General features: G+C 53.7%; 19 protein-coding genes and 1 riboswitch. Of the genes, 5 read left to right on the top strand and 14 right to left on the bottom strand.

Annotated elements, in window-relative coordinates; all coding sequences use genetic code 11:
* On the bottom strand, positions 1–797 hold a 797-nt coding region (locus J4E70_RS18195; RefSeq protein WP_213891197.1), incomplete at its 3' end, for an IS110 family RNA-guided transposase.
* A 510-nt stretch (positions 798–1307) separates the two neighbouring features.
* Here J4E70_RS18195 and J4E70_RS18200 point away from each other — a divergent pair.
* The 3 genes from J4E70_RS18200 (at position 1308) to J4E70_RS18210 (ending at position 3569) form a co-directional block, all read left to right on the top strand.
* A complete protein-coding gene (locus J4E70_RS18200; protein ID WP_213891199.1) occupies positions 1308–1682 on the top strand; it encodes a nuclear transport factor 2 family protein in 375 nt (124 codons plus the stop codon).
* Between the two features lie 338 nt (positions 1683–2020).
* The gene (locus J4E70_RS18205; RefSeq protein WP_213891201.1) at positions 2021–2542 is read left to right on the top strand and encodes a hemerythrin domain-containing protein; all 522 of its coding nucleotides are present in this window, start codon (positions 2021–2023) and stop codon (positions 2540–2542) included.
* Positions 2543–2633: 91 nt separating this feature from the next.
* Positions 2634–3569: a DMT family transporter gene (locus J4E70_RS18210; RefSeq protein WP_213891203.1), complete on the top strand. Its 936-nt coding sequence runs from the start codon at positions 2634–2636 to the stop codon at positions 3567–3569.
* A 20-nt stretch (positions 3570–3589) separates the two neighbouring features.
* On the opposite strand, the gene glmM is transcribed toward J4E70_RS18210, so the two are convergent.
* From glmM to J4E70_RS18250, 8 genes are all read right to left on the bottom strand, one after another.
* Complete coding sequence (gene glmM, locus J4E70_RS18215; protein ID WP_213891205.1) at positions 3590–4933, bottom strand: phosphoglucosamine mutase; 1344 nt, start codon at positions 4931–4933, stop codon at positions 3590–3592.
* The gene (gene folP, locus J4E70_RS18220; RefSeq protein ID WP_213891207.1) at positions 4930–5949 is read right to left on the bottom strand and encodes a dihydropteroate synthase; all 1020 of its coding nucleotides are present in this window, start codon (positions 5947–5949) and stop codon (positions 4930–4932) included. Before folP ends, glmM begins: the two co-directional genes overlap by 4 nt.
* Positions 5950–5988: 39 nt before the next feature.
* On the bottom strand, positions 5989–6927 hold the full coding sequence (locus J4E70_RS18225) for a dihydroneopterin aldolase (RefSeq protein ID WP_213891209.1): 939 nt from the start codon (positions 6925–6927) through the stop codon (positions 5989–5991).
* A gap of 96 nt (positions 6928–7023) precedes the next feature.
* Entirely contained in the window at positions 7024–7722 is a 699-nt protein-coding gene (locus J4E70_RS18230) for a cell wall hydrolase (RefSeq protein ID WP_213891229.1), read from the bottom strand.
* Between the two features lie 191 nt (positions 7723–7913).
* Positions 7914–10454 carry a pyruvate, phosphate dikinase gene (gene ppdK / locus J4E70_RS18235; protein ID WP_213891231.1) on the bottom strand — a complete coding sequence of 847 codons (2541 nt, stop codon included), beginning with the start codon at positions 10452–10454 and terminating at the stop codon, positions 7914–7916.
* A gap of 205 nt (positions 10455–10659) precedes the next feature.
* Complete coding sequence (glyS, locus tag J4E70_RS18240; protein WP_213891211.1) at positions 10660–12894, bottom strand: glycine--tRNA ligase subunit beta; 2235 nt, start codon at positions 12892–12894, stop codon at positions 10660–10662.
* Positions 12895–12896: 2 nt separating this feature from the next.
* Positions 12897–13421 carry a DUF6446 family protein gene (locus J4E70_RS18245; protein ID WP_213891213.1) on the bottom strand — a complete coding sequence of 175 codons (525 nt, stop codon included), beginning with the start codon at positions 13419–13421 and terminating at the stop codon, positions 12897–12899.
* Positions 13418–14347: a glycine--tRNA ligase subunit alpha gene (locus J4E70_RS18250; protein ID WP_213891214.1), complete on the bottom strand. Its 930-nt coding sequence runs from the start codon at positions 14345–14347 to the stop codon at positions 13418–13420. The genes J4E70_RS18245 and J4E70_RS18250 overlap by 4 nt, the downstream gene beginning before the upstream one ends.
* A gap of 149 nt (positions 14348–14496) precedes the next feature.
* Here J4E70_RS18250 and J4E70_RS18255 point away from each other — a divergent pair, with 149 nt between their 5' ends.
* Positions 14497–16239 (top strand): serine protease, encoded by a 1743-nt coding sequence (locus J4E70_RS18255; protein ID WP_213891216.1) that lies wholly within the window; start codon positions 14497–14499, stop codon positions 16237–16239.
* Between the two features lie 45 nt (positions 16240–16284).
* Here the strand turns inward: J4E70_RS18255 and J4E70_RS18260 are convergent, their stop codons facing one another.
* The 3 genes from J4E70_RS18260 to J4E70_RS18270 are packed head-to-tail and all read right to left on the bottom strand — an operon-like array spanning position 16285 to position 20278.
* On the bottom strand, positions 16285–17868 hold the full coding sequence (locus J4E70_RS18260; RefSeq protein ID WP_213891218.1) for a 5-guanidino-2-oxopentanoate decarboxylase: 1584 nt from the start codon (positions 17866–17868) through the stop codon (positions 16285–16287).
* Entirely contained in the window at positions 17868–19316 is a 1449-nt protein-coding gene (locus J4E70_RS18265; protein ID WP_213891220.1) for a TrkH family potassium uptake protein, read from the bottom strand. The genes J4E70_RS18260 and J4E70_RS18265 overlap by 1 nt, the downstream gene beginning before the upstream one ends.
* Before the next feature lie 50 nt (positions 19317–19366).
* A complete protein-coding gene (locus tag J4E70_RS18270; protein WP_213891221.1) occupies positions 19367–20278 on the bottom strand; it encodes a DMT family transporter in 912 nt (303 codons plus the stop codon).
* 89 nt (positions 20279–20367) lie between these two features.
* On the opposite strand from J4E70_RS18270, the gene J4E70_RS18275 reads away from it, so the two are divergent.
* Positions 20368–20871 carry a MarR family winged helix-turn-helix transcriptional regulator gene (locus tag J4E70_RS18275; protein ID WP_213891223.1) on the top strand — a complete coding sequence of 168 codons (504 nt, stop codon included), beginning with the start codon at positions 20368–20370 and terminating at the stop codon, positions 20869–20871.
* Here J4E70_RS18275 and folE2 read toward each other — a convergent pair.
* On the bottom strand, positions 20846–21949 hold the full coding sequence (gene folE2 / locus J4E70_RS18280; protein ID WP_213891225.1) for a GTP cyclohydrolase FolE2: 1104 nt from the start codon (positions 21947–21949) through the stop codon (positions 20846–20848). The two genes, J4E70_RS18275 and folE2, sit on opposite strands and share 26 nt — an antisense overlap.
* 95 nt (positions 21950–22044) lie before the next feature.
* Positions 22045–23226, bottom strand: a complete 1182-nt coding sequence (metZ, locus tag J4E70_RS18285; RefSeq protein WP_213891227.1) for an O-succinylhomoserine sulfhydrylase — start codon at positions 23224–23226, stop codon at positions 22045–22047.
* 60 nt (positions 23227–23286) lie between these two features.
* Positions 23287–23365, bottom strand: a riboswitch (SAM riboswitch).
* Positions 23366–23699 lie beyond the last annotated feature (334 nt).

The following is a 23699-nucleotide window of genomic DNA, read 5'->3' on the forward strand; positions in this document are numbered from 1 at the left end:
CTCCCGGTGTAGTCTACTTCACCTGACTGGTGGCGTTTGGGAACAAGCCCGAGATAGGGCCCAACATCTCGCGAACGCTTGAAGCGTGTCGGATCATCAATCGCTGCGACAAACGCCAGTGCGGTTATGGGGCCGACGCCTGGCACTGTCATGAGGCGCGCACAAACTTCGGACCTGCGGGTCACTACCCTGATGTCGCCGTCAATGGCAGCCACGGCCGTCAATATCGCTTCGCGCGCTGCAAACAGACCCCGCAGCGCGGCATGCAGGCCAGGAACGCCATCGCTGATCTTTAATGCCGCGTCTTTGAAGGAGGGCGACAGCGCGCGTGGAAGGCGGACGCCAAACACGACAACCAGCCCTCGGATCTGATTATCGATGGTCACGCGCTGCCCGACCAGTTTCTTGCGGGCCGCGATCAACGCACGGATTGCATGAGCTGACAGTGACTTAACGTGGGTAGGTTTGTAAAATCCCGTCCGCGCCAAGTGTGCCAAACCCCGAGCATCATTGCGATCGGTTTTGTGCCCCGCCAGAGATTTCAGAGCCTGATAAGCCTGACGGCTTTCAATGCAAACAATCGGAACGCCAAGCTCCGTCAGGCCGTGGAATAGCATCGGGGCCATCCGCCCGGTCTCAAAAACAACTTTGGAACATGTAGGTCCGGCGGCGAGAAACGCGGTGATCGCCTTTGGGGTCGATGAGGCTTTTCCCTCTCGGATAAGCACCCCCTCGCGATCAAGAATGCAGATATGCGTCTCCTCCATGGACACATCCAAACCAGCAAAATACTCCATTGGTCAATATCCTTTTCAATGACATGAACATCAAGAACAACAGCTGAAACTAAACGCTGGTCCTGATTGCGCCATGTTGAAAAACTCCAGTTTCGGGCCTAATCGATGAATTTTTTTGCCATGCAGGCCGATTAGTTAGTTTTGGCGAAGGGGTCGGCCAAACGCCATCTTCGACGCTGCTGGGCGACCGCATCACGTCTGGTTCACAATCCTATCTAACTTTCGCTGGCCGCGCGTTTCCACCGGAAAATCGTGATTTTCAGAAATCGGTGTTTTTCAACAGAATAAGCTCTAAACCGGCTTTCGCTGCAGGTTTGTTCAACGACGGTTGTGCGGGGCATTCCAAACCTAAATTTGGCAAAATCAAATAGCCTCTGCTGACCCAACAAAGACGTAAGCACGAAGGCTAGGCTACAAACACAATTCGGACTTTCCACCGAGAATTGGCGCACCAATATATGTGATACACACAACTTGAAGCACGTAAAACTGAAAAAGGAGTTCTACAAAATGGCAAATGCGAAACATTTGGAAGACCTAAAGGCCGGATGGGAAGCGCTGGCAGTTGGCGACATGGACAAACTTGCCAGCTTTTATGCTGATGATATGATTTTTGTCCTACCCGGCCAAAACGATGTTTTGGAAGGGCGCGAAGCATTCCGAGCGGCTCTCGACGGGATCGGTCAGGCGTTGCCGCCGGGATTCGATATTAAAGACCTGCGCTACTGCCAGGGCGCAAACGAAATCGTCAACGTTGTAGAGTTTACCGCTGAAAAAATACCGAACGGCTCGCAGTGTGCCGTCCTTTTCAAGTTTGGGAATGATGGCCTGATTACCGAGGAACGTTGGTTCGTCGACACAGAACAATGGAAGGCGGCGTTTTAAAGGCAACGCTCCATGATCTGCCAGTTCCAGTATCCACACGAATGTCGTGGAAGGGCTCAAAGCAGGAGTTTGCTGCTTAAAGTTCGAGTGACTGTCTCGGAACGCAGGCCATGGAAAAAGTTTCGCTACTCAGCAGGATAAAAGTCTTTAGGTCAATTCGTTAACCCTTATCTTCAAGGTGCTTTGAGGGGCGGGCGGGGTTGTTTCTGCTTGTTTCACACTGTGCACACAGCGCCATTCCATGTGCGCTTATGTGATGTTGTAACACTACACCAAACACCCAACTTCCGGGCATGACCCAAACAAGCATACATACAAGAGAGGGACTGCCTGAAGAAATGCAGCTCCTCCTTCGGGATTATCCGCGCGACGCTTGGCCGGATCACCCGAATTTCGCCGCTTCGATTCAGAACTGGATGGGGGCTCATAAAATGTTTCGCCAGCTCAGCGAAATCACAAGAGAGGAAACAGAACGTTATCTGGATAAAGACAGAAGCCCGGAAGAATTTGCCGGTCGCCTGTCATATTACGGCGATCTTCTGGTTCGTAACCTGCACGGCCATCATCACTGGGAAGACCTGCAATTTTTCCCGGAGCTGAGAGACGCTGACAACCGCTTTGACCACGGGCTGGAGACGCTTGAATCGGATCATCTGGTACTTGATGAAACCCTGAATGCGTTAACAGAAGCCGGGAACCGGGTGATCAAACTGATCCACCTGGACGAGCAGCAGGCCCGCAAAGAAGCGGGCGCTTTACACGGGTCGGTCAGCCGGATCGAACAATTCCTGAAGCGTCACCTGACGGATGAGGAAGATCTGGTTGTTCCAATTCTTCTGCATCACAAATTACGTGGTTAACAAACGGGTCGGGGCAGCGTGAAATGCGGCCCCGGCAAAACGCTAAAAAATGAGGATTTACTCTTTGGTCAGAAACAACCATGAAAGCGGCATGAATGTTCCGGCCCAAACATCCCCCAGCCTGAAGAACTGGATTCTGCTGATCACAATCGGTCTGATCTGGGGTACGTCATTCATGATGATGTCGGTTGCGTTGCGGGGTTTTGGCCCGGTCAGCATTGCGGCATCGCGTGTTACGCCGGCAGCGATCCTGCTTGTCTCCTTTGCCCTGCTAAGCGGTAAGGGCCTACCCCCGCTGCGCGGGCCAAATGCGGGTTGGGTCTGGGCGGCAGCGCTGTGTATGGGTTTCTTTTCAAACGCTTTTCCTTTCTTTCTGCTATCCTGGGGGCAGCAATATGTTGCCTCGGGCTTTGCCGGTGTAACGATGGCGGCAGTGCCATTGCTGATCTTGCCACTTGCGCATTTCCTTGTGCCCGGTGAACGGCTTAGCTGGTTGAAGGGGGCCGGATTTACCCTTGGTTTTATTGGCGTGCTGATGCTGATCGGGCTGAATGCCTTCAAGAGCCTTGGCGTGGACAACGAGGCAACCGCGCGCCTCGCCTGTTTCGGCGCCGCAGGGTGTTACGCGATAGGCTCGATCATCACACGTCTTTGCCCCCCGGTTTCAAAGATTGCCCTTGCGGCCGCGACAATGCTGATGGCCAGCCTTATCAGCCTGCCAATGGCCCTGTGGCTTGAGGGTTTGCCAGAGGCCATGCCTTTGATCCCCACCCTTTCCATTCTCGTTCTCGGAATTTTTCCAACAGCTGTTGCGCAGTTGATCCTTGTTGTGATCGTGCGGGAATCCGGACCAAGTTTCATGTCACTCGTTAACTATCAGGTGCCGATCTGGTCACTGATATTTGGCGCGTTGATTCTTGGGGAACATCTGCCAACGCAATTCTTTGCAGCGCTGGCACTGATCTTGTTCGGAATGGCGCTCAGCCAGTGGAAGGTACTACGCGTTTTGTTCAGGCCAGCGCCTTAGCCCGCCTGAACAGATACGCGTCATCCGGCCGCAGAAATCGCATCGACAATTGAATCGACCACTTCATGCAGCAAATTTTCGTCTTCGCTTTCGCCCATGACCCGGATCAAGGGTTCAGTGCCTGACGCCCGGATCAAGAGGCGGCCATTCGCTTTGATCCGCGATTCGCCTTCGACGATTGCCGCTTTGACGGCTTTGGTGTCACGCGGGTCATTCCCGGCTTCGAACCGCACGTTTTTCAGCAATTGTGGACAGCGTTCGAAACTCTGCACCAGTTTGCTTGCGGGCAATTCGCGATGCGCCATTTCAGACAAAAACTGCAACCCGGCCACCAGGCCGTCGCCTGTTGTGCCATAATCGGTCATGACGATATGACCCGATTGTTCACCACCAAGGTTGAAGCCGCCAGCGCGCATTGCCTCGACAACATAGCGGTCACCGACAGCGGTGCGGTGCAGGTTTATGCCCTTGCCCGCAAGATAGCGTTCCAACCCGAGGTTCGACATGACCGTTGCGACCAGCGTGTTGCCTGCAAGTTTACCGCTTTCAGCCCAGCTTGTCGCAAGAAGCGCCATGATCTGGTCCCCATCGGCGACCCGCCCGTTTTCATCCAGTATCATCACGCGGTCTGCATCACCATCAAGGCAGATGCCCACATCGGCCCCATGCTGAACAATCGTTTCAGCTGCGGTCTGGGTATGGGTCGATCCGCAGCCTTCGTTGATGTTGAATCCATTCGGGCTTACCCCGACAGGGATCACTTCTGCCCCAAGTTCCCATAGAACTTCGGGGGCGGCTTTGTAGGCCGCGCCATTGGCGCAATCGACAACGATCTTCATTCCACTTAATCGGCGTTTGCCCGGAAAGGTGGTCTTGGCATATTCAATATAGCGACCGCGGCCATCGTCGATCCGCCTTGCACGGCCAATGTTGTTGGGTTGCGCGGGGCGAACCTCGCCTTCCAGCATTGCTTCAATCTCGATCTCGGCCTCGTCAGACAATTTAAACCCGTCAGGGCCGAAAAACTTGATGCCATTGTCATAATGCGGATTGTGGCTGGCTGAAATCATAATTCCAAGATCCGCGCGCATCGAATGGGTCAGCAGCCCAACCGCAGGTGTTGGTACAGGGCCAAGCAGCAAAACATTCATACCTGTCGACGTCAAACCCGCAGTTAGAGCGTTTTCAAGCATATAACCAGACAGGCGGGTGTCTTTACCAATCACAACGCGGTGGCGGTTCAGGCCATCTTTGCGAAAATACCGGCCAGCGGCCGCCCCAAGTTTCAAAGCAATTTCCGCAGTCATCGGATAGCTGTTGGCCTTACCTCTTACACCGTCTGTACCAAATAATTTTCGGCTCATTTTTGCCCCTGCTCAATGTTCTGAACTGCATTCAACAGGCTCAACGCCTGCCGCGTCTCTTTAATATCATGCACCCGTATTACCTGAACACCCTGCAATACAGCAGCTAAAGCGACGGCGATAGAGCCCGGCGCGCGGTCCTCCGCCGATGGCGCGTTTCCGACTGTACCTATAAAGCGCTTGCGGGACGCCCCAAGCAGGATCACACAGCCAAGCGAATGAAACAGGCTGATGCCGCGTAGAAGCGTGAGATTGTGATCAACCGTCTTGCCGAAACCGATGCCGGGATCAATCATGATCTGGTTGCGTGGAATGCCCGCCGCTACCGCTGCATCGACACGTTCTGAAAGGAAATCAAAGACATCCAGCAGAACATTGTCGTATTTCGGTGCCGCCTGCATGGTTTTCGGATCTCCCTGTGCATGCATCAGACAAACAGGAACAGTGTCCCTTGCAGCAAGGTTGGCCAGGGTTCTGTCGAAGGTGAGCGCGGAGACGTCGTTCACAAGATTCGCCCCTTCAGCCAGCGCTGCCTCGGCCACCTCTGTCTTTCTGGTGTCGATCGAAATTGGCAACTCAGAGCCGCTACGGATTGCCGCAATGACTGGCTTGGTGCGTGAAATCTCTAGATCTATTGGCACAGCTTCGGCGCCGGGGCGCGTTGATTCACCCCCAATATCGATCATATCGGCGCCACTGGTTTCCATTTGCCTTGCGTGACTGAGCGCCGCCTCGGGGGAATGGAAATGCCCACCATCGGAAAAACTGTCCGGGGTGACGTTCAGGATGCCCATCAAGCGCGGGGCATTAAAATGCAGCCCTGCCATTGGCGCGCGCGGGGCGCTGATTGCTTCAATCGTTGCTTGAGGAATATCCGCAATATCAACGAGTTCAGAAGCGGAATTGCGGTTAATTCGCTCAGCCTGAATGAACCATCCCCACCCCCCAGCCACTGTAATCGCGTTGGATGGGCGCACGGCATCTGTTTGCACGATTGGTCGGTAATACACATTCATAACCATCCCTTTCGACGATCAGGGAAAAATATGCAAGCTTCAGAACAGCGTTCTGTCTGTCAGCGCCACTTGGCGTGCTGGCACAGGTGCGTTCAGCGGTTTGCTTTCATCCACAACAATCAATTCAGACGCATGAAGAAGCCCCGCAAGCCAGACCGCCAATGCCTTGGCATCACGAGGCGATACAGACGGCCCGTCGACGGCATCCAGAATCATCTTTGACGGGGCCCATACGCTGATCTGCTGATGTTTCATGGCCCAGTCCAATTCTGTCCGGGTGTTCACCACGACACAACGCCCGTCCCTTCCCGCAAGAACCCATGCGTTTTGTTCGATCGCAAGCATATCAATTCTGCGCTGAGAGGCCGAGGACGATGACTGAGGAGCCAGGCTATCAGAGGCCCCAACACAAAGAACACCAGGTGCATCAGACGCAACAAGTGCGTCGATCCAGCCCGATAGGTTATCTGATCCTAAGGCTTCGTTTGACAAATAGACGACAACGGGTTGCTGCAAGCTTTCGGCTTCTGGCGGTTCAAGCGTGCCGTCAGATATATCTTTACGTGTTCTTACAATTTCAACACCAAGCGCGCCGGGCCCACGGTCCAGTTTTTCGATACGCACAAAAACCCGCATCGCCCGAGGTTCATGTAAAATGCGTTCGGCGACCCGCTCGGCAAGCGTCTCGAGCAAATTCAACCGCTCGTCTGACAACTCTGTCGCAATAGCCTCGGCAATCGTGTCGTAAGAAAGGATACGATCCACATCATCGTCAAGCGGGTCTGAATATGGCCGCACTTCGACGACGATATTAAACTTTAACCTTTGGGTCGTGCCGCGCTCTGCCTGAAACGCGCCAATTTCGACGTCAACAATATGATCACGCAAAGAAATTCTGTCACGCAGAGCGTTTTCTGCCGTGGCTTCAGCCCGTTCAGACGGGTGCGAAAAGGCGTGTTTAATGTCTTTGTTTGTCATTTCGTTCTCAGACTGCGTCGCCTGATAACCGTATCCTGATGAGCGGCTGACAAGAAGCCCTTAGGCGTCAGATTATACGCCATGTCCGACGTATAATCAGTTGCTGGAAAGCCGTGTTGGTGCGCGGTAAAAATGATGTACACCAATAGTTGTCGTACGTGGGAAACTACGTGCCCAACGCGGGTTGACTGACTTGGTGTGATAATGCGTTGCGCCGCTTGTCAGGGTGCGCGGTGTGCCATCAATCATCGCGCGCGCGATTTTTCCGCCACGTTCATAGGCTGCAGTTTCGTTGATTACTTCTTTTTGACCGTCACAGGTGTAGGAGAACTGGCACTGATAACGACGCCCGGTTCCCTGATTGACCACTCCACAAATCGTGTCGGGATAGCTGGCACTATCAACACGGTTCAAAATGACCTCTGCAACGGCGAACTGGCCGCGCACACTTTCTCCGCGTGCTTCAAAATACAACGCTTCGGCAAGGCAGCTCCATTCGTTACCACCGCTCGCACGGGGCAGCGATTTAAGCCATTCACGTGAATAGGTAATTTCGCTCCCGCCACCGTTTCGACGCGCGGATAAACGCGGTCGTGGAGGTGCCGTCAACTGGCGTAAACGGTCAGGGCGAACCGCGCTCAGGGCCTGTCGTTCGCTGCCCAAAAGCTGCGTCAGACGGCCATCCAAAGCCGCGGTTGGGTCGGTTGCTGTTGATACTCGTACTTCGGCATTGACCCCACCGGTCACACCCAGAAGTACCGAAAGGCAAAATGCCCACGTCAGCCGCACACGCATGTTCTCTAACCTTTTCAGATCCAAAAGCAGCGTCGCCCCCACAGCGACAACAGCGGCTGACATAATCCATTAAAAGCCATACGTCTACCCATGTGGCATTAATGCAACATAGTTTTGGCCCTATCTGGCTGACAAAAAGCTCAAAAAAACGCATTTCCAGCAGATGTTATCAAGTTAACCATCTAATATCATTAGTCTTTATCGGAAACAGTTTGTTCCTGTATCACGAGCTGCGCGGCAGCCAATCGAGCCACTGGAACCCGAAAAGGAGAGCAAGAAACGTAGTCAAACCCTGCACTGCGACAAAATGCTATAGATTCCGGGTTTCCGCCATGCTCGCCGCAAATCGACAATACCACGTCGGGGTTTGCTTCGCGTCCGCGCTCTGCCCCGATCATAAGTAACTCTCCCACACCTTCGGTGTCCAGCATATGGAACGGATCTTCGGGAAAGACGCCCTGTTGAACGTAATCACCCATAAAGCGGCCGGCATCGTCGCGCGACAACCCGTAAGTCATCTGGGTCAGATCGTTCGTTCCAAAACTCAGGAACGAGGAACAGGATGCAATATCGCTCGCCCGCAGGGCTGCACGCGGAGTCTCGACCATAACGCCTAGCCGATAGTCAAATTCAACGCCTTCAATTGTACGAACTGCAGCGGCAACCGCCTCGATCCTTGTCTTGACCAGTTCGACTTCACGCTTGGCACTTACAAGTGGGATCATGATTTCCGGCACAATGGGTGCGCCATTTCGGCTCGCTTCGATGGTCGCCTCGAAAATAGCGCGCACCTGCATATCGTAGATTTCGGGCACTGTAATTCCCAAACGCACACCGCGCATCCCCAGCATCGGGTTAAATTCAGCCAGCGCCTCGACCCGGCGCGTTACGTCAGACAATGGCAGATCCAGTGCACCGGCGAGTTCGCGCATACCTTCACGGCTATGCGGCAGGAATTCATGCAACGGCGGGTCAAACAAACGAATACAAACCGGCTGCCCCTGCATGATCTCAAACAGGCGCGTAAAATCTGCACGCTGCATCGGCAACAAACGCTCAAGCGCTGCGGCACGGTCTTCCGGTGAATCGGCAAAGATCATTTCGCGCATCACGGTCAGTCGATCATCTTCAAAGAACATGTGCTCTGTCCGGCACAGCCCAATGCCTTGCGCCGCAAAATTGCGGGCGGTTTGTGCGTCATCCGGGGTATCTGCGTTTGCACGCACCCCAATATCACGTATATCATCTGCCCAGGACAGCAGCGTCTGGAAAACACCGTCCAAAGCGGGCTCAAGTAAATTCACCGCGCCAACCAGCACTTCGCCCGTACTGCCGTCGATCGTGACAATGTCGCCTTCCTTAAAAATCCGCCCATCCAGCGTTTTCAGAATTTTGTCCCGGGTATTCAGGATCATCCCTCTCGCGCCGACAATACAAGGCAAACCAAGACCACGGGCAATCACGGCAGCGTGGCTACTCATTCCGCCGCGTTCTGTCAGAACCGCACTTGCAGAATGCATGCCACGAATATCTTCGGGTGCTGTCTCGCGGCGTACAAGAACGCAGGGTTCGCCCCGGGCGTCGCTGGCTTGTGCCGCAATAGCGGAAAACACGATCCGGCCCTGCGCGGCACCTGGGCTTGCGGCAATGCCTTTCAACGCAACGTCGCGGGTTCCCTTCCAGTCAACCTGCTTGTGAAGCAACTCTGTCAACGCCCTCGGCTCAACCCGCATCAAGGCTTCCTCGTGGGTGATAATACCCTCGTTTGCCATACTGACCGCCACACGAACGGCAGCACGTGAACTGCGCGGCACCCTGACCGCATCCAAAATGCAAAGCGCACCGTTTTCAATCGTGAACTCGATCTGCATCTCTTCGCGCAAGCGTGTACGGCACGCTACGCCATATTCGATAAGGTCGGCAAAACAAGCCTGACAGCGCTCTTCCATCGAAGGGCCGCGGTCATCCTTTGTCAGAAACAAAGCACCTTCACCGTCAATCAAAGCATCACGCCCCTGACTTTGGCTCAGGTAGCGTCCCTTAACTGTACGCTCACCCGTGATTTCACTAATGAACTGAATAACGCCAGACCCGCTCTCTCCGGCCCCGACACCCAGCGCCATTTTCTGAACCACCAGTCCCAAACCGGCATCCGCTGGCGCGCCTTTGGCCTGCCGCAGAATACGTGCCGTTGTTCCCTCCCAGGCGCGCGCCATGGATCGCAAAACTTCACTCAGCTGTTGCGCCGGATCCTGCGGAAATCTTTCATCAGTTTCATCCTCATAGGCTTGTAAAACCTGCTCCAAAGCGTCTGATGCATTTGTATCGACAACTTCAAATTCGTCCGGATCCAGCCGGGCCACGTGAATTGCATAAGCCTGGATGAACCGCAGGTAGAGCGCATCTGCTGCCTCTTTCCCGACCTCTTTGGCGATCTTAGCGTGGTGCGCATCGTTCATGCCAATATTCAGGATAGCACCGGGGCCACCCCAATCAGGGTCCTCGGAACTTGGGCGTACAGATACGATCGGGTCTTCGCCAAACTCGGCCATCATTGCAGCCGTGTCCGGCAAATGCCCTGCAGCAATAGAATGCACCGCATCAAACGCAAGCCCAAGGGTCTTTGGCACAGGCATATCAAGACGCAGCAACCGTTGCAGGCACTTTGCCCGTCCTCCGTGAAGCTGGATTTCGATCTCTGCACTTGGGGTTATCTCAGTGTACCCCGGCATCTCAGACTTTTTCCGCACTGCAGCATTCCTTTTGCGTCAGCGCAGCATAGCGCAGGAATGTGGTCTGACAAGGGCGTGGGTTCGGCTATATCGCCGCTATTTCACCAATTTCCACAAATATCCTCGTCGAAGACGAAAAACTTGCCCGGCAGCGCGCGCAGCGGCGAATAAACCACGACCAGTTTCAAAAAGGCCGCTTTTATCTTCAGCCTTCAACCTTTGTCAGATCAGCAACGCTCATACAAATGCTGCGTATCTGGTAGAGCAAATTAAGGCGGTTACGGCGCACAATCTCGCTTTCGGCATTAACCTGCACAGCCTCAAAAAACGCATCAATCGGACCGCGAAGCGCCGCCATAACATGCATTGCCCCTGCAAAATCTTCGGCTTTGATCGCTGGCGCGATATCTTTCTCTGCCGTTTCCAGTGCGGCAAAGAGCGCTTTTTCCTCGCCACTTTCCGCAAATTTGGCATCGGCACCGTAAGAATATTCGACACCATCCTTTTCTTCGGCCTGACTGAGAATATTGTTTGCACGTTTAAAGCCCTGAAGCAGGTTTTCCCCGTCGTCGGTTTTCAGGAAGTCCGAAAGCGCCTCGGCGCGTTTGACCAAGAGGCTCAGGTCATCGTTGCCGGGCATTGCAAGACAGGCATCAATCACGTCATGACGCACACCCTTGTCGCGCAGGAATACCTTGAGGCGATCATGAAAAAAGGCAAGCAAGTTGATAGAACGATCCGGAAGTTGCGTTTCCATAAGCAAAACTTCTTCGGGCGCATCGCCTTCAAGCTTGTCCAGAACGGCCCGCGCTGCAGCCCCAAAGACACCATGCTCAGCGATTTCACCCAGCATATCATTCAGAAGAACCGCAGATTTAGATCCGTTCATACGATCTTTAGCGATTTCATGGCGTAACAACTGGCTATCAAAAAAGCGGTCACAGGAAAGTCGAACGTTGTTTTCCAGGATCAGGCGGATGACCCCAAGTGCTGCACGGCGCAATGCAAACGGGTCTTTGCTGCCGGTTGGCTTTTCGTCAATCGCCCAAAATCCCGTCAGCGTATCGAGCTTGTCAGCCAAGGCAACGGCGACCGAGACAGGCTCGGTCGGGACATCGTCAGAGGGGCCAAGCGGCGAGTAGTGCGCTTCGCAGGCATTCGCAACCGCTTCTGACAAGCCAGCAGCAGCGGCGTAGTATCGGCCCATCAGCCCCTGAAGCTCTGGAAACTCATAGACCATTTCTGAACTGAGATCTGCCTTGGCAACATACGCGGCCTTTTCGGCAAGTTTCGGGTCCGCCGCAACAAATGGAGCAATCTCACGTGCAAGTGCTGCGATCCGCTTAATCCGCTCTGCCTGCGTTCCAAGCAAGTTGTGAAAGGTTACATTTTCCAGTGCGTCGGTCCAAGTCGCCATTCCGGCCTTGCTTTTGGCAACGCGCAAATCATTTTCCCAAAAGAATTTGGCGTCCGACAACCGTGCTGACAAAACTTTTTGGTTTCCGGCCAGAATTGTGGTGCCATGATCTGCTGTTTCACGGTTCGCGACTGTCACAAATCGAACGATTTTTTCACTTTTCGGGTCTTTTACCGAGAAAAACTTTTGATGTTCGCGCATCGAGGTCTGGAGCACCTCTGGCGGTAAATCAAGGAAATCTTCGGCGATTTCACCCATCAAAACAACGGGCCATTCAACGAGCCCGGCAACCTCGGCCAACAAAGCGCTGTCTTCCACCACCTCTAGGCCCAGCGCAAAAGCCTGATTTGTGGCCTCTGCCCAGATATGGTCCGCACGTTCCTCTGCCGACAGTATGACATTTGCCGCTTTCAGCTTCTTCTCATAATCTTCGAAACTGCTGACAGCAAAGCGGCCCTTGCCCATAAAGCGATGACCCTCAGTTGTATCGCCCGCTTTGATGCCGTCAATCTCAAGCGGAACGACATCTGCACCAGCTTCGTTGCTGAGAATGCATAGGATGGAATGAAGCGGGCGCACCCATTTCAAATTGCCTGAGCCCCAGCGCATGGATTTTGGCCATGGAAAGTTTCGGATTGCTGTTTCAAGAACCTCTGCAACAATTTCAGCAGCAGGGCGGCCCGGTTTCTCAACTGCGGCGAACCAGACCTGACCTTTTTTGTCGTCCCGCGCTTCCAGTTTATCTTTTGTGAGGCCCGTTGCGCGCAGGAATCCTTCGAGCGCCTTTTCAGGTGCATCAGTCCGTGGGCCTTTGCGTTCTTCGCGCACAGTCGGGCTTTCCGCCAGCAGCCCGTCAACAGAAAGTGCAAGACGGCGTGGCGTGGAGAACGCGCCTGCGCTCGCATAGGTCAGGCCCGCGTCAACCAGACCGTCCGTAACCAGACGCTTCAGATCAGCCGATGCACGGCTCTGCATCCGCGCAGGAATTTCTTCGGAAAAGAGTTCAATCAAAAGATCTGGCATGGTCAGTTTCTTTCCGGTGGGGGTGGGCAGCCCTCGGGCAATGGTTGGCCGTCAAAGAGTTTGGCCCCGCATTCATTCAACTGGTGCCACACGAAGCCGCGTCCATCCTCCATGATGGCTACAACCCGGTCGAACCCATAGATAATGTCTGCCTTACCCATATATGCAAGTGCTGAACCTGCTTCCAGCGCCTCACCAATTTCGATAGCATCATAGCAGTCAAACCAGTTTGGTGCGGTCAAGGGAACAGCATCGTCATAGGGCACATAGGTTTCAGACAACATCGCATGACTATGGATTGTCGTGAAACAGGCCCGGTAACGAAGCGGCGAACTGTCAGCGTCGATGCCCTGAAAATCGTTTGCGACGATCGATTCAGGAGAGCCAGTGACAAGCGAGGTCAACTGAACCGGGTTTTCAGTTACTTCAACGTCATCATAATAGGCGTAAACCTGCAGATAGTAGAGTGCGACCCCTGCAATAAGAGCTGTCACAACGATCAATCCAGCCAGAATTTTTCCAGTCATGCAGTGTATCCCCCGGCATCGGTCTGCACAAATGCATCCGCGCATTTCTTGGCAAGCACACGGACCCGCCCGATATAGGCCTGACGTTCGGTAACCGAGATAACACCGCGCGCGTCAAGCAAGTTGAACATATGCGATGCTTTAATGCATTGATCATACGCAGGGTGAGCCATGACGATGCGTTTGCCGGTCTTTGGATCGTCATGCGTTGCGGCAAGGATCGCTTCGCATTCCGCCTCGGCCTCTTCGAACTGCCGCAGCAAGACCTCTGTGTTTGCTATATCAAAGTTAAACCGGCTGTATTCCTCCTCGGTTTGGCGAAACACATCGCCATAGGTCAATGGAATTGGCGCATCCGGTGCGTTGAACGGCATGTCCATAACGTGGTCAACGCCAAGAATATACATTGCAAGACGTTCAAGCCCGTAGGTCAATTCGCCCGAAACCGGTTTACAGTCATAACCGCCAACCTGCTGGAAATAAGTGAACTGGCTGACTTCCATGCCGTCGCACCAGACTTCCCAACCAAGGCCCCATGCGCCAAGTGTTGGAGATTCCCAGTCGTCTTCGACAAATCGGATGTCGTGCAGGTCCATATCGACGCCGATGGCCTCTAGCGAACCAAGATAAAGCACCTGAAGGTCCGGAGGGCTGGGTTTGATCAGCACCTGATATTGATAGTAGTGCTGCAAGCGGTTCGGGTTCTCACCATAGCGCCCGTCTGTCGGGCGGCGTGACGGCTGTACATATGCCGCAGCCCAGGGCGCAGTTCCGAGCGAACGCAGAGTTGTCGCAGGGTGAAATGTCCCTGCCCCGACTTCCATGTCATAGGGCTGCAGCACAGCGCAGCCTTTTTCGGCCCAATAGGCCTGCAGTCGCAGGATGATTTCCTGAAAACTGCGGGGGGTCTTCTTCACGCTTGTCATGTAAAGCCCTCTTGCAAAGCGCGTTCTGAATAGGCAACGCCGGAGCAAGGGTCAATTGGCGGAACGCATTATTCGGGTGCAAACCTCGTATCCTCTGTTACTTTCGAAATCGGAATCGCACATTTCAACGATGCGAGCGCGAGAGGGTAATGAAGAAACTAGTTTATTTTGTAATTTTCGCCGCGACGGTCCTGTTCCATCAAACAGCCGTTGCTCAAGAAACTGCCTGGGTTCAGATTGAAGCACATCCAAGTTTACAGCAGGGCCAGATACGCGCCCGTGCCTATGCGAGTGCTTTTGAGGACGTAAACGGATTTGCACTTAGGTCAGGATGGTACGCCGTTGTGATCGGCCCCTTCACCGAAGAAGGTGCAAACCAACGTCTGCAGGAACTGGTCCGCGAAAACCTGATCCCACGGGACAGCTACATCGCAGATGGATCGAATTTTCGTCAGCAGTACTGGCCCATTGGCGCGAACACGCGAACGGCTGAACCTATCGTGATAGAAGATCAGACGGCCGCTGCTGAAGAGACAACCGAAACTGTTTCGGTACAGTTGCCCGACGAAACCCCGCGCGAGGCGCGCCGAAGCGAGGCGGCACTCAGCCGCGAAGAACGGCAACTTTTGCAAACAGCCTTGAAATCTGAAGGGTTCTACAATTCCGCTATTGATGGAGCATTTGGTCGCGGCACCCGCACAGCAATGGAAACCTATCAAACCGCGATGGGGTATGATCCGACAGGTATTCTGACCACGCTCCAGCGGGAAAGACTAATAACAGACTACAATTCAATTCTTGAAGGTGTTGGACTGCGCTACCTTAGCAACCGCGAAGCCGGAATCGAGATTGAAATGCCAACCGCATTGGTAGAGTTCAGCCGCTTTGAACCACCATTTGTGCACTATGATGCCACGACCGATCTGGGTGTAAAGGTTTTGCTGATCTCTCAGGCGGGAACGCAGGCAACCTTGTTTGGTCTTTATGACATCATGCAGACCCTTGAGATTGTACCGCCCACCGGAACACGCGAACGCAATAACAGAAATTTCGAACTGACCGGGCAGAATGATCAGATCAGTTCTTACACCTATGCTGCTTTGGACGATGGATTGATCAAGGGGTTCACACTTGTCTGGCCCAGCGGGGACGAGCGCCGCATGCGCCGCGTTATCAGCGAAATGCGCAAAAGTTTCACACCCTTCGGCACAGACGCGCTGGATGAAACACTTGGCGAACCAAGCGAAGATCAGCGGATTGACCTGCTTGCCGGGCTCGAAATCCGCCAGCCGGATATGTCGCGTTCCGGGTTCTTCATCGACGGTGCAGGTACGGTCATAACCACCGCCGAAGTGGTTGAAGAGTGCCGCGAAATCACGCTGAACCGTGACCATGTCGCAGAAGTTGCGTTCAAGGATACAGAACTTGGTTTTGCTGTGCTGCGCCCAACTGAATCACTTGCGCCAATCGCCTTTGCGTCCTTCCGGCAAGGTGTGGCGCGTATCCAGTCTGAAGTCGCGGTTGCCGGGTTTCCGTTTGAGGGCGTACTTGATGCGCCGACGCTGACCTTTGGCCAGCTTGCGGACATTCGCGGGTTGAAAGGCGAAGACACCCTGCAAAGGCTTGCACTGGCACCGCAAGCCGGCGATGCTGGCGGGCCGGTCTTTGATACGGCAGGCGCGGTTATGGGAATGCTATTGCCGCGCCCCACTTCAAGCGGTCAGCAATTGCCACAAGACGTGAGCTTTTCAGCGAATGCGCGCTCTATCGGCGCGGCATTGGAGGCAAACGGTATCGTTGCATCAACAGCCGAGAGCAATGGCCAGATCGCGGCCGAAGACCTGACATCACGCGCTGCCGACATCACTGTTCTGGTAAGTTGCTGGAATTAAAAAACTTAAGCACGGATTGGGTGGGCTAGAGCCCACCCTGCCCGGTCAGTCATGAATTTCCGGTGTCACATAAATCAGCGTCGGGCCGTCGGCCTTAAGGGCGGACCGAAGTGCGTCCTGCAATTCTTCGATCGACTTTGGCGCCGCAGATTGGGCGCCAAAAGCCTCTGCCAGTTTACAGAAATCAGGGTTTTGGGCGATGACAGCGTTCGGTGCGATCTGAGAGCGTATCATGCTGTCCTCGATCTCTTTCAGCTTGCCGTTGTCCCAAAGGATGATGGGCAAGGTCAGACCAAGTTCAACCGCAACGCCAAGCTCCTGCATCGTGTAGTGAAACCCGTAATCGCCAATAATAGCCACGACTGGCTGATCACCTACACCGACCTTACCACCAATCGCGGCAGGCAGCGCATAGCCCAGGGTGCCAAATCCATATGGGTGATGCCAGTGACCCGGGTGGTCCATATCAATCACTTCTTTCGCGACGTAAGCAAATTGCGTCATGTCTGAGAAATACATCGTATCAGCCGGAAGCACCGCTTTGATCGCATCACAAAGCGGAACAATACCGGGGCGCTCCGCATCAGTTTCCGCACGCCAGCGGGCGCGGGTTTTGGCGACCTGCTCGGCTTTCCAACCTTTGGACATCGGGCCATCGATTTCTGCGAGAAGGTTCTCCAGAAAGGCACCTGCATCCGATAGCACGGTTTCATCCGCATGCTGCGCATCAAACAGGCTGGCGGGGTCAATATCGACGCGGATCAGCTTTGCAGTATGACCAAGATTGTCGCGCCAAAGATCGACTTCTGAGAGCGCTGTGCCAACCGCAATCACCAGATCAGCCGAGGCTATGACGTCTGCACTGTCTGGTCGCGCAAGATAGGACCCGTAGTTCAGGGCTTCATCCTCGGGCAAGATTCCACGGCCTGCATAGGTGGTGAAAGCTGCGGCACCCGTTTGCTTCATCACAGCGCGTGCTGAATCTGCCGCGGTTCTGGCTCCACCGCCAAAGACAAACATCGGTTTTTTCGCTTTTTTGAGGTCATCTGCCACGCTGGTTGCCTCTTGGCACTGGGCAATCGTCTTGGTCACGCGCGGTTCTGGCGCGGAGTCAGCAACCGCACCTAATACATCAATAGGCACTTGAATGTGCTTGGGGGTGTGGCGCTGCGAGGCAAATTCCCCAAAGGCGCGGTCAACTAACTGATAAGCGCTTTCTGCATCCATCGCCGTTTTGGACCAGTCACAAACGCAAGCGGCGGCAATTTCCTGATCCTTCATCTCGTGCAGGCGCCCGCGGCCCATGCCAAGATCGCCTTTGTTCAGGCAGGATGACACAACAAGCATCGGCACGGAATCTGAATAGGCCTGCCCCATCGGGGTCATGATGTTGCAAAGGCCGGGGCCGGTAATCACATAGGCGACGCCAGGCTTGCCGGTTGCGCGTGCATATCCATCGGCCATGAAACCCGCGCCCTGTTCATGACGCGCAAGAACATGGGTAATACCCGCCTCTTCGATTCCACGGTAAAGTTCAACGTTGTGAACACCGGGAATCCCAAAGATCGTATCGACATCGCGCGCTTTCAACATATGCGAAATCTGCGCACCAAGGGGACGTTCGGGCATTAACTTCTCCAGAATTGAATTGTGAGGATTGCATAGACGGCCAGCAGTTCTAATCGGCCAATCAACATGGCAGCGGAAAGCATCCATTTCGCGGCATCGTTCAGGCCCGAAAAATTCCCAGCGGGGCCTATTTCTGCTCCAAGACCGGGGCCGATATTTGCCAAAGCTGCGGCTGCACCGGAGAGCGAAGTGACAAAATCAAGACCTGTCATGCCCAACAGAACCGACAAAATGCCAAGCGTCACAACGAAAAACACAAAGAACGACATCACCGAGGAAAGTACGTCTTCGCTCACGGTGCGGCCCTGATACCGCGGTGTGAATACACCATGTGGCGCATGGATTTTACGGACCTGTGCGCTTACGGACGCAAACAAAAGCTGGTAGCGGAAAATCTTTATCGAACAGGCGGTTGACCCAGCACAGCCGCCGACAAGACCAATAAAGAAAAACATGACAACCGCAAACGAGCCCCACTGCATATAGTTTTCGCTTGCGTAACCCGTGCCTGTCAGGATCGAGACCACATTGAACAGCACCTTGCGAAACGTTTCGCTGTCAGTCTGTGCTTGTTGGGTCCATTGCCACAAGCTTAGTACGGCAATCAACACAATCGCGGTGGCAAAAAATGAACGGACCTGACTGTCTTTCAGCAAGGGTTTCGCGGTACCACCAATAAGCTGCACGTACCGAACGAATGGCAAGGCCGCTGCAAGCATGAAGAGTACCGAGGAATATTCGACACCAGCGGAAAACGCGCCAAAAGAATTGTCGTAATTTGCAAATCCACCCGTTGCAACGGTTGTCATTGAATGAACAACAGCGTCAAACGGCTCCATCCCGAAAGCGGAGTATGACAATCCGCAAAGGACCGTCAGCGAAATGTAAATCACCGAAATTCTTGAAGAAATCTCGGTCGCCCTAGGCAGGATTTTCCCAAAGGTATCAAACCCTTCAGAGCGGAATATCTGCATCCCGCCAATTCTGAGTTCTGGCAGGAACACCATTGCCACAACGATGATACCGATACCGCCGAACCACTGCAAAAGCCCCCGCCATAGCAGCAGACCACGCGGCAAATCCTCGAGATTAGAAAATACCGTAGAGCCGGTAGTTGTGAGCCCTGACATTGCCTCAAAAAATGCGTCAACCATACGGGCATCCGTTGCCCCAAACGTAAAGGGCAGTGCGCCAAACAGGGGCAGCGCCACCCAGACACCCGTGGTCAGCAAAAAGGTTTGCTGGATCGTAAGCCCTTGCTGCACACCATTCACACAGGCCAGCGCAATCAACCCACCAGTCAAGGCCGTGATAATCGCGCATTCCAGAAATATTGGCCAATGCGCATTACCATCCGCCAGATCCAACGCCATCGGCAACAGCATTGACACCCCAAGACAGGCGACAAGCAGGCCAATGACATATCCAACAGGGCGCAAATCAAACATAAGAGCAAGGCTTGGCCGTAGGTGGCTGAACTGTCAAGCCACAGCGAACATCAGGCAGGGTTGCTACGCTGAAATAATACTGTCCCACCCAGAATAAGGCCCGCAGAAACAAGGAAGTAGGCTGGCAGGGATTCCCCTAGGAAAAGAACTGAAACCGTTGTTCCCACAATGGCAGCGACAGAGCCAATTTGGCTAAGATAAACCGGCCCTGCAATCTTTTGCAGCACAAAATAGAAAACATAAAGCACTGAGAAAATTGTGATTTCAGTGAGAAGCAAAGCCAGGATTTCTGTAGAAGAGAATAATATTCCGACAACACCCGGCTCTGCCCAGACAAGAACCGGCAGCAAGGCGCCCGCGCCACCAAACAGCATCAGAGCCGCCAAAAAGACCGGAGAGACCCCCGTGGGCCAACGCAACGTGCGGTAAATATTCGCGATTGCAATCAGCACGGGCGACATCATTGCAAGTACAATCCAGAAGATAGTACCATCCGCGATATCAAGTTTGGATAGCGACAAAACAACCCCTCCGGCCAGCCCCGCAAACATGCCCATGACACGGCCCTGGCGTATCTTTTCGATCCCCAGCCCCAGGGCGATCGCATAAGTCAGCAGAATCGGAAATGCAAAACTCAGAGATAGAAAGCCTGCCCCGACATGGGGAACAGCCAGAAACGCGATCGCATTGGGAATGGCAAAGAAACTGCCCGCAACCACGCCATATTCAAGAGTACGCCGGTTTAAGACAACGGGTGCCCGCAACAAAAGTGCTGACACCACCAGCAATATGAGCGCTGCACCAAACATCGACACCATCAGAAAACCCAATGGCGGTGCGGCCGCTTGACTGGCGAGCTTTGCGACCACAAGCGAAAGGGCCAGCAGAACCCCAACAAGGCCAAGGCAAGCAACTGCGGCGAGCCCGGGATCAGAAGTTTTATTGTTTGCGACATATGACATTTACTTCACCTTCGTAGAACGCTAGCTTTAACTTGATGAGAAGTATCTAATTGCTAAGTTTCTTAATATCAAGGTAAAAGGAATACAAAATGGATCGTGCTTCAACCGCTGTTGAACAATGGCGCAGGGAAATGCCTGGTCTTGACCTTCTTGCCATGGAGATTATCGGCCGCTTGTCCGAAGCATCACTGATCTTACGGCGCGACTGGCTGGAGCCTCTTTTTGCGGAACATGGCGTGCAGGCCGGCGAATTTGACGTTCTGGCAACCCTGCGACGCGCCGGTGCGCCCTATTCCCTGACCCCGACAACATTGTTTGAATCGGCCATGATTTCATCTGGCGGCATGACAAACCGGCTGGACCGGCTTGAAAATTCAGGATGGATCAAAAGATCGCCGAATCCAAATGACAGGCGTGGAACACTTGTCAGTCTTACTGACGAGGGCGTTGCCTTGTTAGACAAGATGGTTCCGGCGCACCTGAAAAACGAACAGGACGCGATCAAAACAATGTCGCCCGAAGAACAAGCGCAATTGAACCAGCTTCTCAGAAAATTGGTAAAAAGCGTCAGCCGACATGATAAAGCGTGTTGAACAATTTTGGATCAAGGCTCTCTGACAAAAACGTCTCTCCCTCGGTCAGAACACTCACCGCATCATGGCTGTGCAAACTCTCCTGATGGCTTGCGACGATTCGAAAATCCCCGACACGCGGATCGTTTTGCAACTCTTCGCTGAACAGACGGGCTGCATCTTCCACAAAAATGGGGTGCGCTGCATTCAGTTCAGCAAAGGCTTGTTCATCTTCGCGCTTTACCATCACCTGTGTCTCGGTCGGTACCGCGCGGCGGCACATATCAATCAGATCCTCAAACCATAGACAGGGTTGATCAGGCCGCAAAACAGCCGAAATGCGCGCGACAGAGCGCTGGGAATGCGGCGTTGCCAACTGTCCACGGAACTGACGCGCATGTTCGGAAAGTTCAAGCGAACAGGGGCATGTTGACGAATAAACATAGTCAAGATGTATGATTTTCTTAAATACGCCCCGGCTTTCCACCAGTTCCAGTGACAGATCGTAGTATTGATATCCGGTTAAGGCCGAGCGCAGAGAGTTCACGCGCATCGGGAATGAGAAGCGCATCTGAATACGGGCGTCAAAGCTTTCGAGATCTGTCTTATAATCGTTCAGTGCGTCCTCGATCACCTCCATACTGAAGGTTTTTTCGGAATGCGCGTAAAACGTGCGCATGATGCGCGACATGTTGATACCCTTTTTGCCCGCCTCAAGGCTCACCGTCCCCGTCACCGAGGTCTCTAACGTAAGGTCGCCGCCGTCACGCCTGTGAAAACGGATCGGCAGGCGGAAGTTGGAAACACCAACGTGTTGAATATGGCGTTTTGCGCCCTTGATCAGGCTTTCCGGGCCATTCTGAAGGTCTGGCAAGGACGCTTTATAGGCATCATCAGCCAAGAATTCTTCGGGATAAGCCCTTGCCAAGGCAGGATAATTCGCAAGTTCCTGATTTGGCAAAAGACGTGCCACAGCGGGGTGCAGCTCTGCAACCTCTGTTACTGTAGCCGTTCGGGCCCATTCCTGCAGGACCGCAAGCGCCTTTTCGGCGTCGGTTCTGCTTGGCTCGACATCGGTGGTCGGCGTATGGACATTCATTGTGTAACCCTCGCGCGCTGTCACAGGCCCCTAACTTAAAGAGTTTAGCACAATTTTTCCAATGCTTATGCGACAAACTCCCTGCCGGATGCGGCCTAAACGGCTTTTAACGCGGAGAGCAAGTCTTGGATCAGGTCATCTGTATCTTCGATTCCGACCGAAACGCGAACAAGCCCCGGGGTGATACCAAGCGACTGTCTTTGGTCTTCAGTCAGCCGCTGATGTGTTGTTGTCGCCGGGTGGGTAATGATGCTTTTTGCGTCCCCCAGATTGTTGGAGATCGTAAATATTTTCAACGCATTAAGGAAACTAAATGCAGCCTTCTGCCCACCCTTCAGATCAAGCGACAAAACGGTTCCACCCATTGTCATCTGCGACTTGGCAAGGTCAAACTGCGCGTGATCTGCTAGGAAGGGAAAGATAACTCTTTCCAGATCAGGATGTCCCTGCAACGCCTCTGAAATTGCCAATGCAGTTTCCCCCTGTGCACGACAGCGCAGATCAAGTGTTTCCATGCCTTTTAGCATGACCCAGGCGTTGAACGGGCTCATTGAGCCGCCTGTATGCTTCAAATAGGGTTCAAGCTTGCCCCGAATATAGTCGCGCGTTCCACAAACGACGCCGCCAAGGCAGCGCCCCTGCCCGTCTATGTGTTTGGTCGCGGAATAGACGATGACATCGGCCCCAAGATCAAGCGAGCGTTGGAAAATGGGTGTTGCGAAAACATTGTCAACAACAACAGTCGCCCCAACGGAATGGGCAATCTCTGAAACACCCGTGATATCAATAACTTCCAGTGTTGGGTTTGACAGCGCTTCAAGAAAAACCACCTTTGTATCTGGACGCATCGCAGCGCGCCACTGGTCAAGATCAGTGCCATCAACAAAGGTGACTTCGACGCCAAAGCGCTGAAGGATGTCTTCGAGAATGTAAAGACAAGATCCAAACAAGGCACGTGCGGACACAACGTGATCCCCTGCTTTCAACAGGCAGGTCAGCGCCGCATTCACCGCCGCCATGCCAGAAGCTGTCGCGAAAGCGTCTTCGCTGCCTTCCAGTGCCGCAATCCGGTCTTCAAACATGCGTACAGTCGGGTTGCCATAGCGCGCATAGATAAATTCGTCTTCGCCAGCTTCGATAAAGCGCGCTTCTGCCGCTTCTGCCGTATCGTAGACAAAACCTTGCGTCAAAAATATCGCTTCAGACACTTCACCATATTGGCTGCGCCGGGTCCCTGAATGCACGAGACGGGTGCGTGTATTCCAGTCTTTTGTCATCTCATCTCTCCTGCCCTACCGGACATAAAAAAGCCCCACCGTTCACAGACGTCGGGGCAATCGAAATGATCCCTGACCTCTTTAGCAGCATATTTAACGTGGCCCGCAATCCGGTATACAAATCGCCACAGAGTGAGGTTCGGATAGACCTGTTTGAGCGGCCCGTCAAGCGTCTATCAAAACGCGAGGGCCGAATTCAAACGCCTGGATAGAGGGTTTTCAAAAACGGGAGAGCTTATTTTCCACCGCTTTTAGCGAGAAAGCGGGCAAAAACGGAAGTGTTGCGATTGTAGAGTCACTAGGGTCAGAACCTATAAACTGAAAAAGAATGAAGGTCTGCTATGCGGGTGTGGTTTCAACTGATCGCCGCAACACATGCTTCAAATTTCTCTGCTGGCGTTTGGTATTGCAAGGTCTTTCGAGGTCGCTCGTTGAGTTGACGAGCGACGGCGCTGAGTTTGGCTTGACTAAAG

Source organism: Pseudohalocynthiibacter aestuariivivens (assembly GCF_018457175.1).
Taxonomy (GTDB): Bacteria; Pseudomonadota; Alphaproteobacteria; order Rhodobacterales; family Rhodobacteraceae; genus Pseudohalocynthiibacter; species Pseudohalocynthiibacter aestuariivivens.

Coding starts and splice junctions, on each gene's coding strand:
- J4E70_RS18200 (WP_213891199.1), top strand. CDS start 1,308: ATGGCAAATGCGAAACATTTGGAAGACCTAAAGGCCGGATGGGAAGCG.
- ppdK (WP_213891231.1), bottom strand. CDS start 10,454: ATGCCGGGGTACACTGAGATAACCCCAAGTGCAGAGATCGAAATCCAG.
- J4E70_RS18210 (WP_213891203.1), top strand. CDS start 2,634: ATGAATGTTCCGGCCCAAACATCCCCCAGCCTGAAGAACTGGATTCTG.
- J4E70_RS18250 (WP_213891214.1), bottom strand. CDS start 14,347: ATGACAAGCGTGAAGAAGACCCCCCGCAGTTTTCAGGAAATCATCCTG.
- glmM (WP_213891205.1), bottom strand. CDS start 4,933: ATGAGCCGAAAATTATTTGGTACAGACGGTGTAAGAGGTAAGGCCAAC.
- J4E70_RS18260 (WP_213891218.1), bottom strand. CDS start 17,868: ATGCCCGAACGTCCCCTTGGTGCGCAGATTTCGCATATGTTGAAAGCG.
- J4E70_RS18265 (WP_213891220.1), bottom strand. CDS start 19,316: ATGTTTGATTTGCGCCCTGTTGGATATGTCATTGGCCTGCTTGTCGCC.
- J4E70_RS18245 (WP_213891213.1), bottom strand. CDS start 13,421: ATGACTGGAAAAATTCTGGCTGGATTGATCGTTGTGACAGCTCTTATT.
- J4E70_RS18205 (WP_213891201.1), top strand. CDS start 2,021: ATGCAGCTCCTCCTTCGGGATTATCCGCGCGACGCTTGGCCGGATCAC.
- folP (WP_213891207.1), bottom strand. CDS start 5,949: ATGAATGTGTATTACCGACCAATCGTGCAAACAGATGCCGTGCGCCCA.
- J4E70_RS18275 (WP_213891223.1), top strand. CDS start 20,368: ATGGATCGTGCTTCAACCGCTGTTGAACAATGGCGCAGGGAAATGCCT.
- glyS (WP_213891211.1), bottom strand. CDS start 12,894: ATGCCAGATCTTTTGATTGAACTCTTTTCCGAAGAAATTCCTGCGCGG.
- metZ (WP_213891227.1), bottom strand. CDS start 23,226: ATGACAAAAGACTGGAATACACGCACCCGTCTCGTGCATTCAGGGACC.
- J4E70_RS18270 (WP_213891221.1), bottom strand. CDS start 20,278: ATGTCATATGTCGCAAACAATAAAACTTCTGATCCCGGGCTCGCCGCA.
- folE2 (WP_213891225.1), bottom strand. CDS start 21,949: ATGAATGTCCATACGCCGACCACCGATGTCGAGCCAAGCAGAACCGAC.
- J4E70_RS18230 (WP_213891229.1), bottom strand. CDS start 7,722: ATGCGTGTGCGGCTGACGTGGGCATTTTGCCTTTCGGTACTTCTGGGT.
- J4E70_RS18225 (WP_213891209.1), bottom strand. CDS start 6,927: ATGACAAACAAAGACATTAAACACGCCTTTTCGCACCCGTCTGAACGG.
- J4E70_RS18255 (WP_213891216.1), top strand. CDS start 14,497: ATGAAGAAACTAGTTTATTTTGTAATTTTCGCCGCGACGGTCCTGTTC.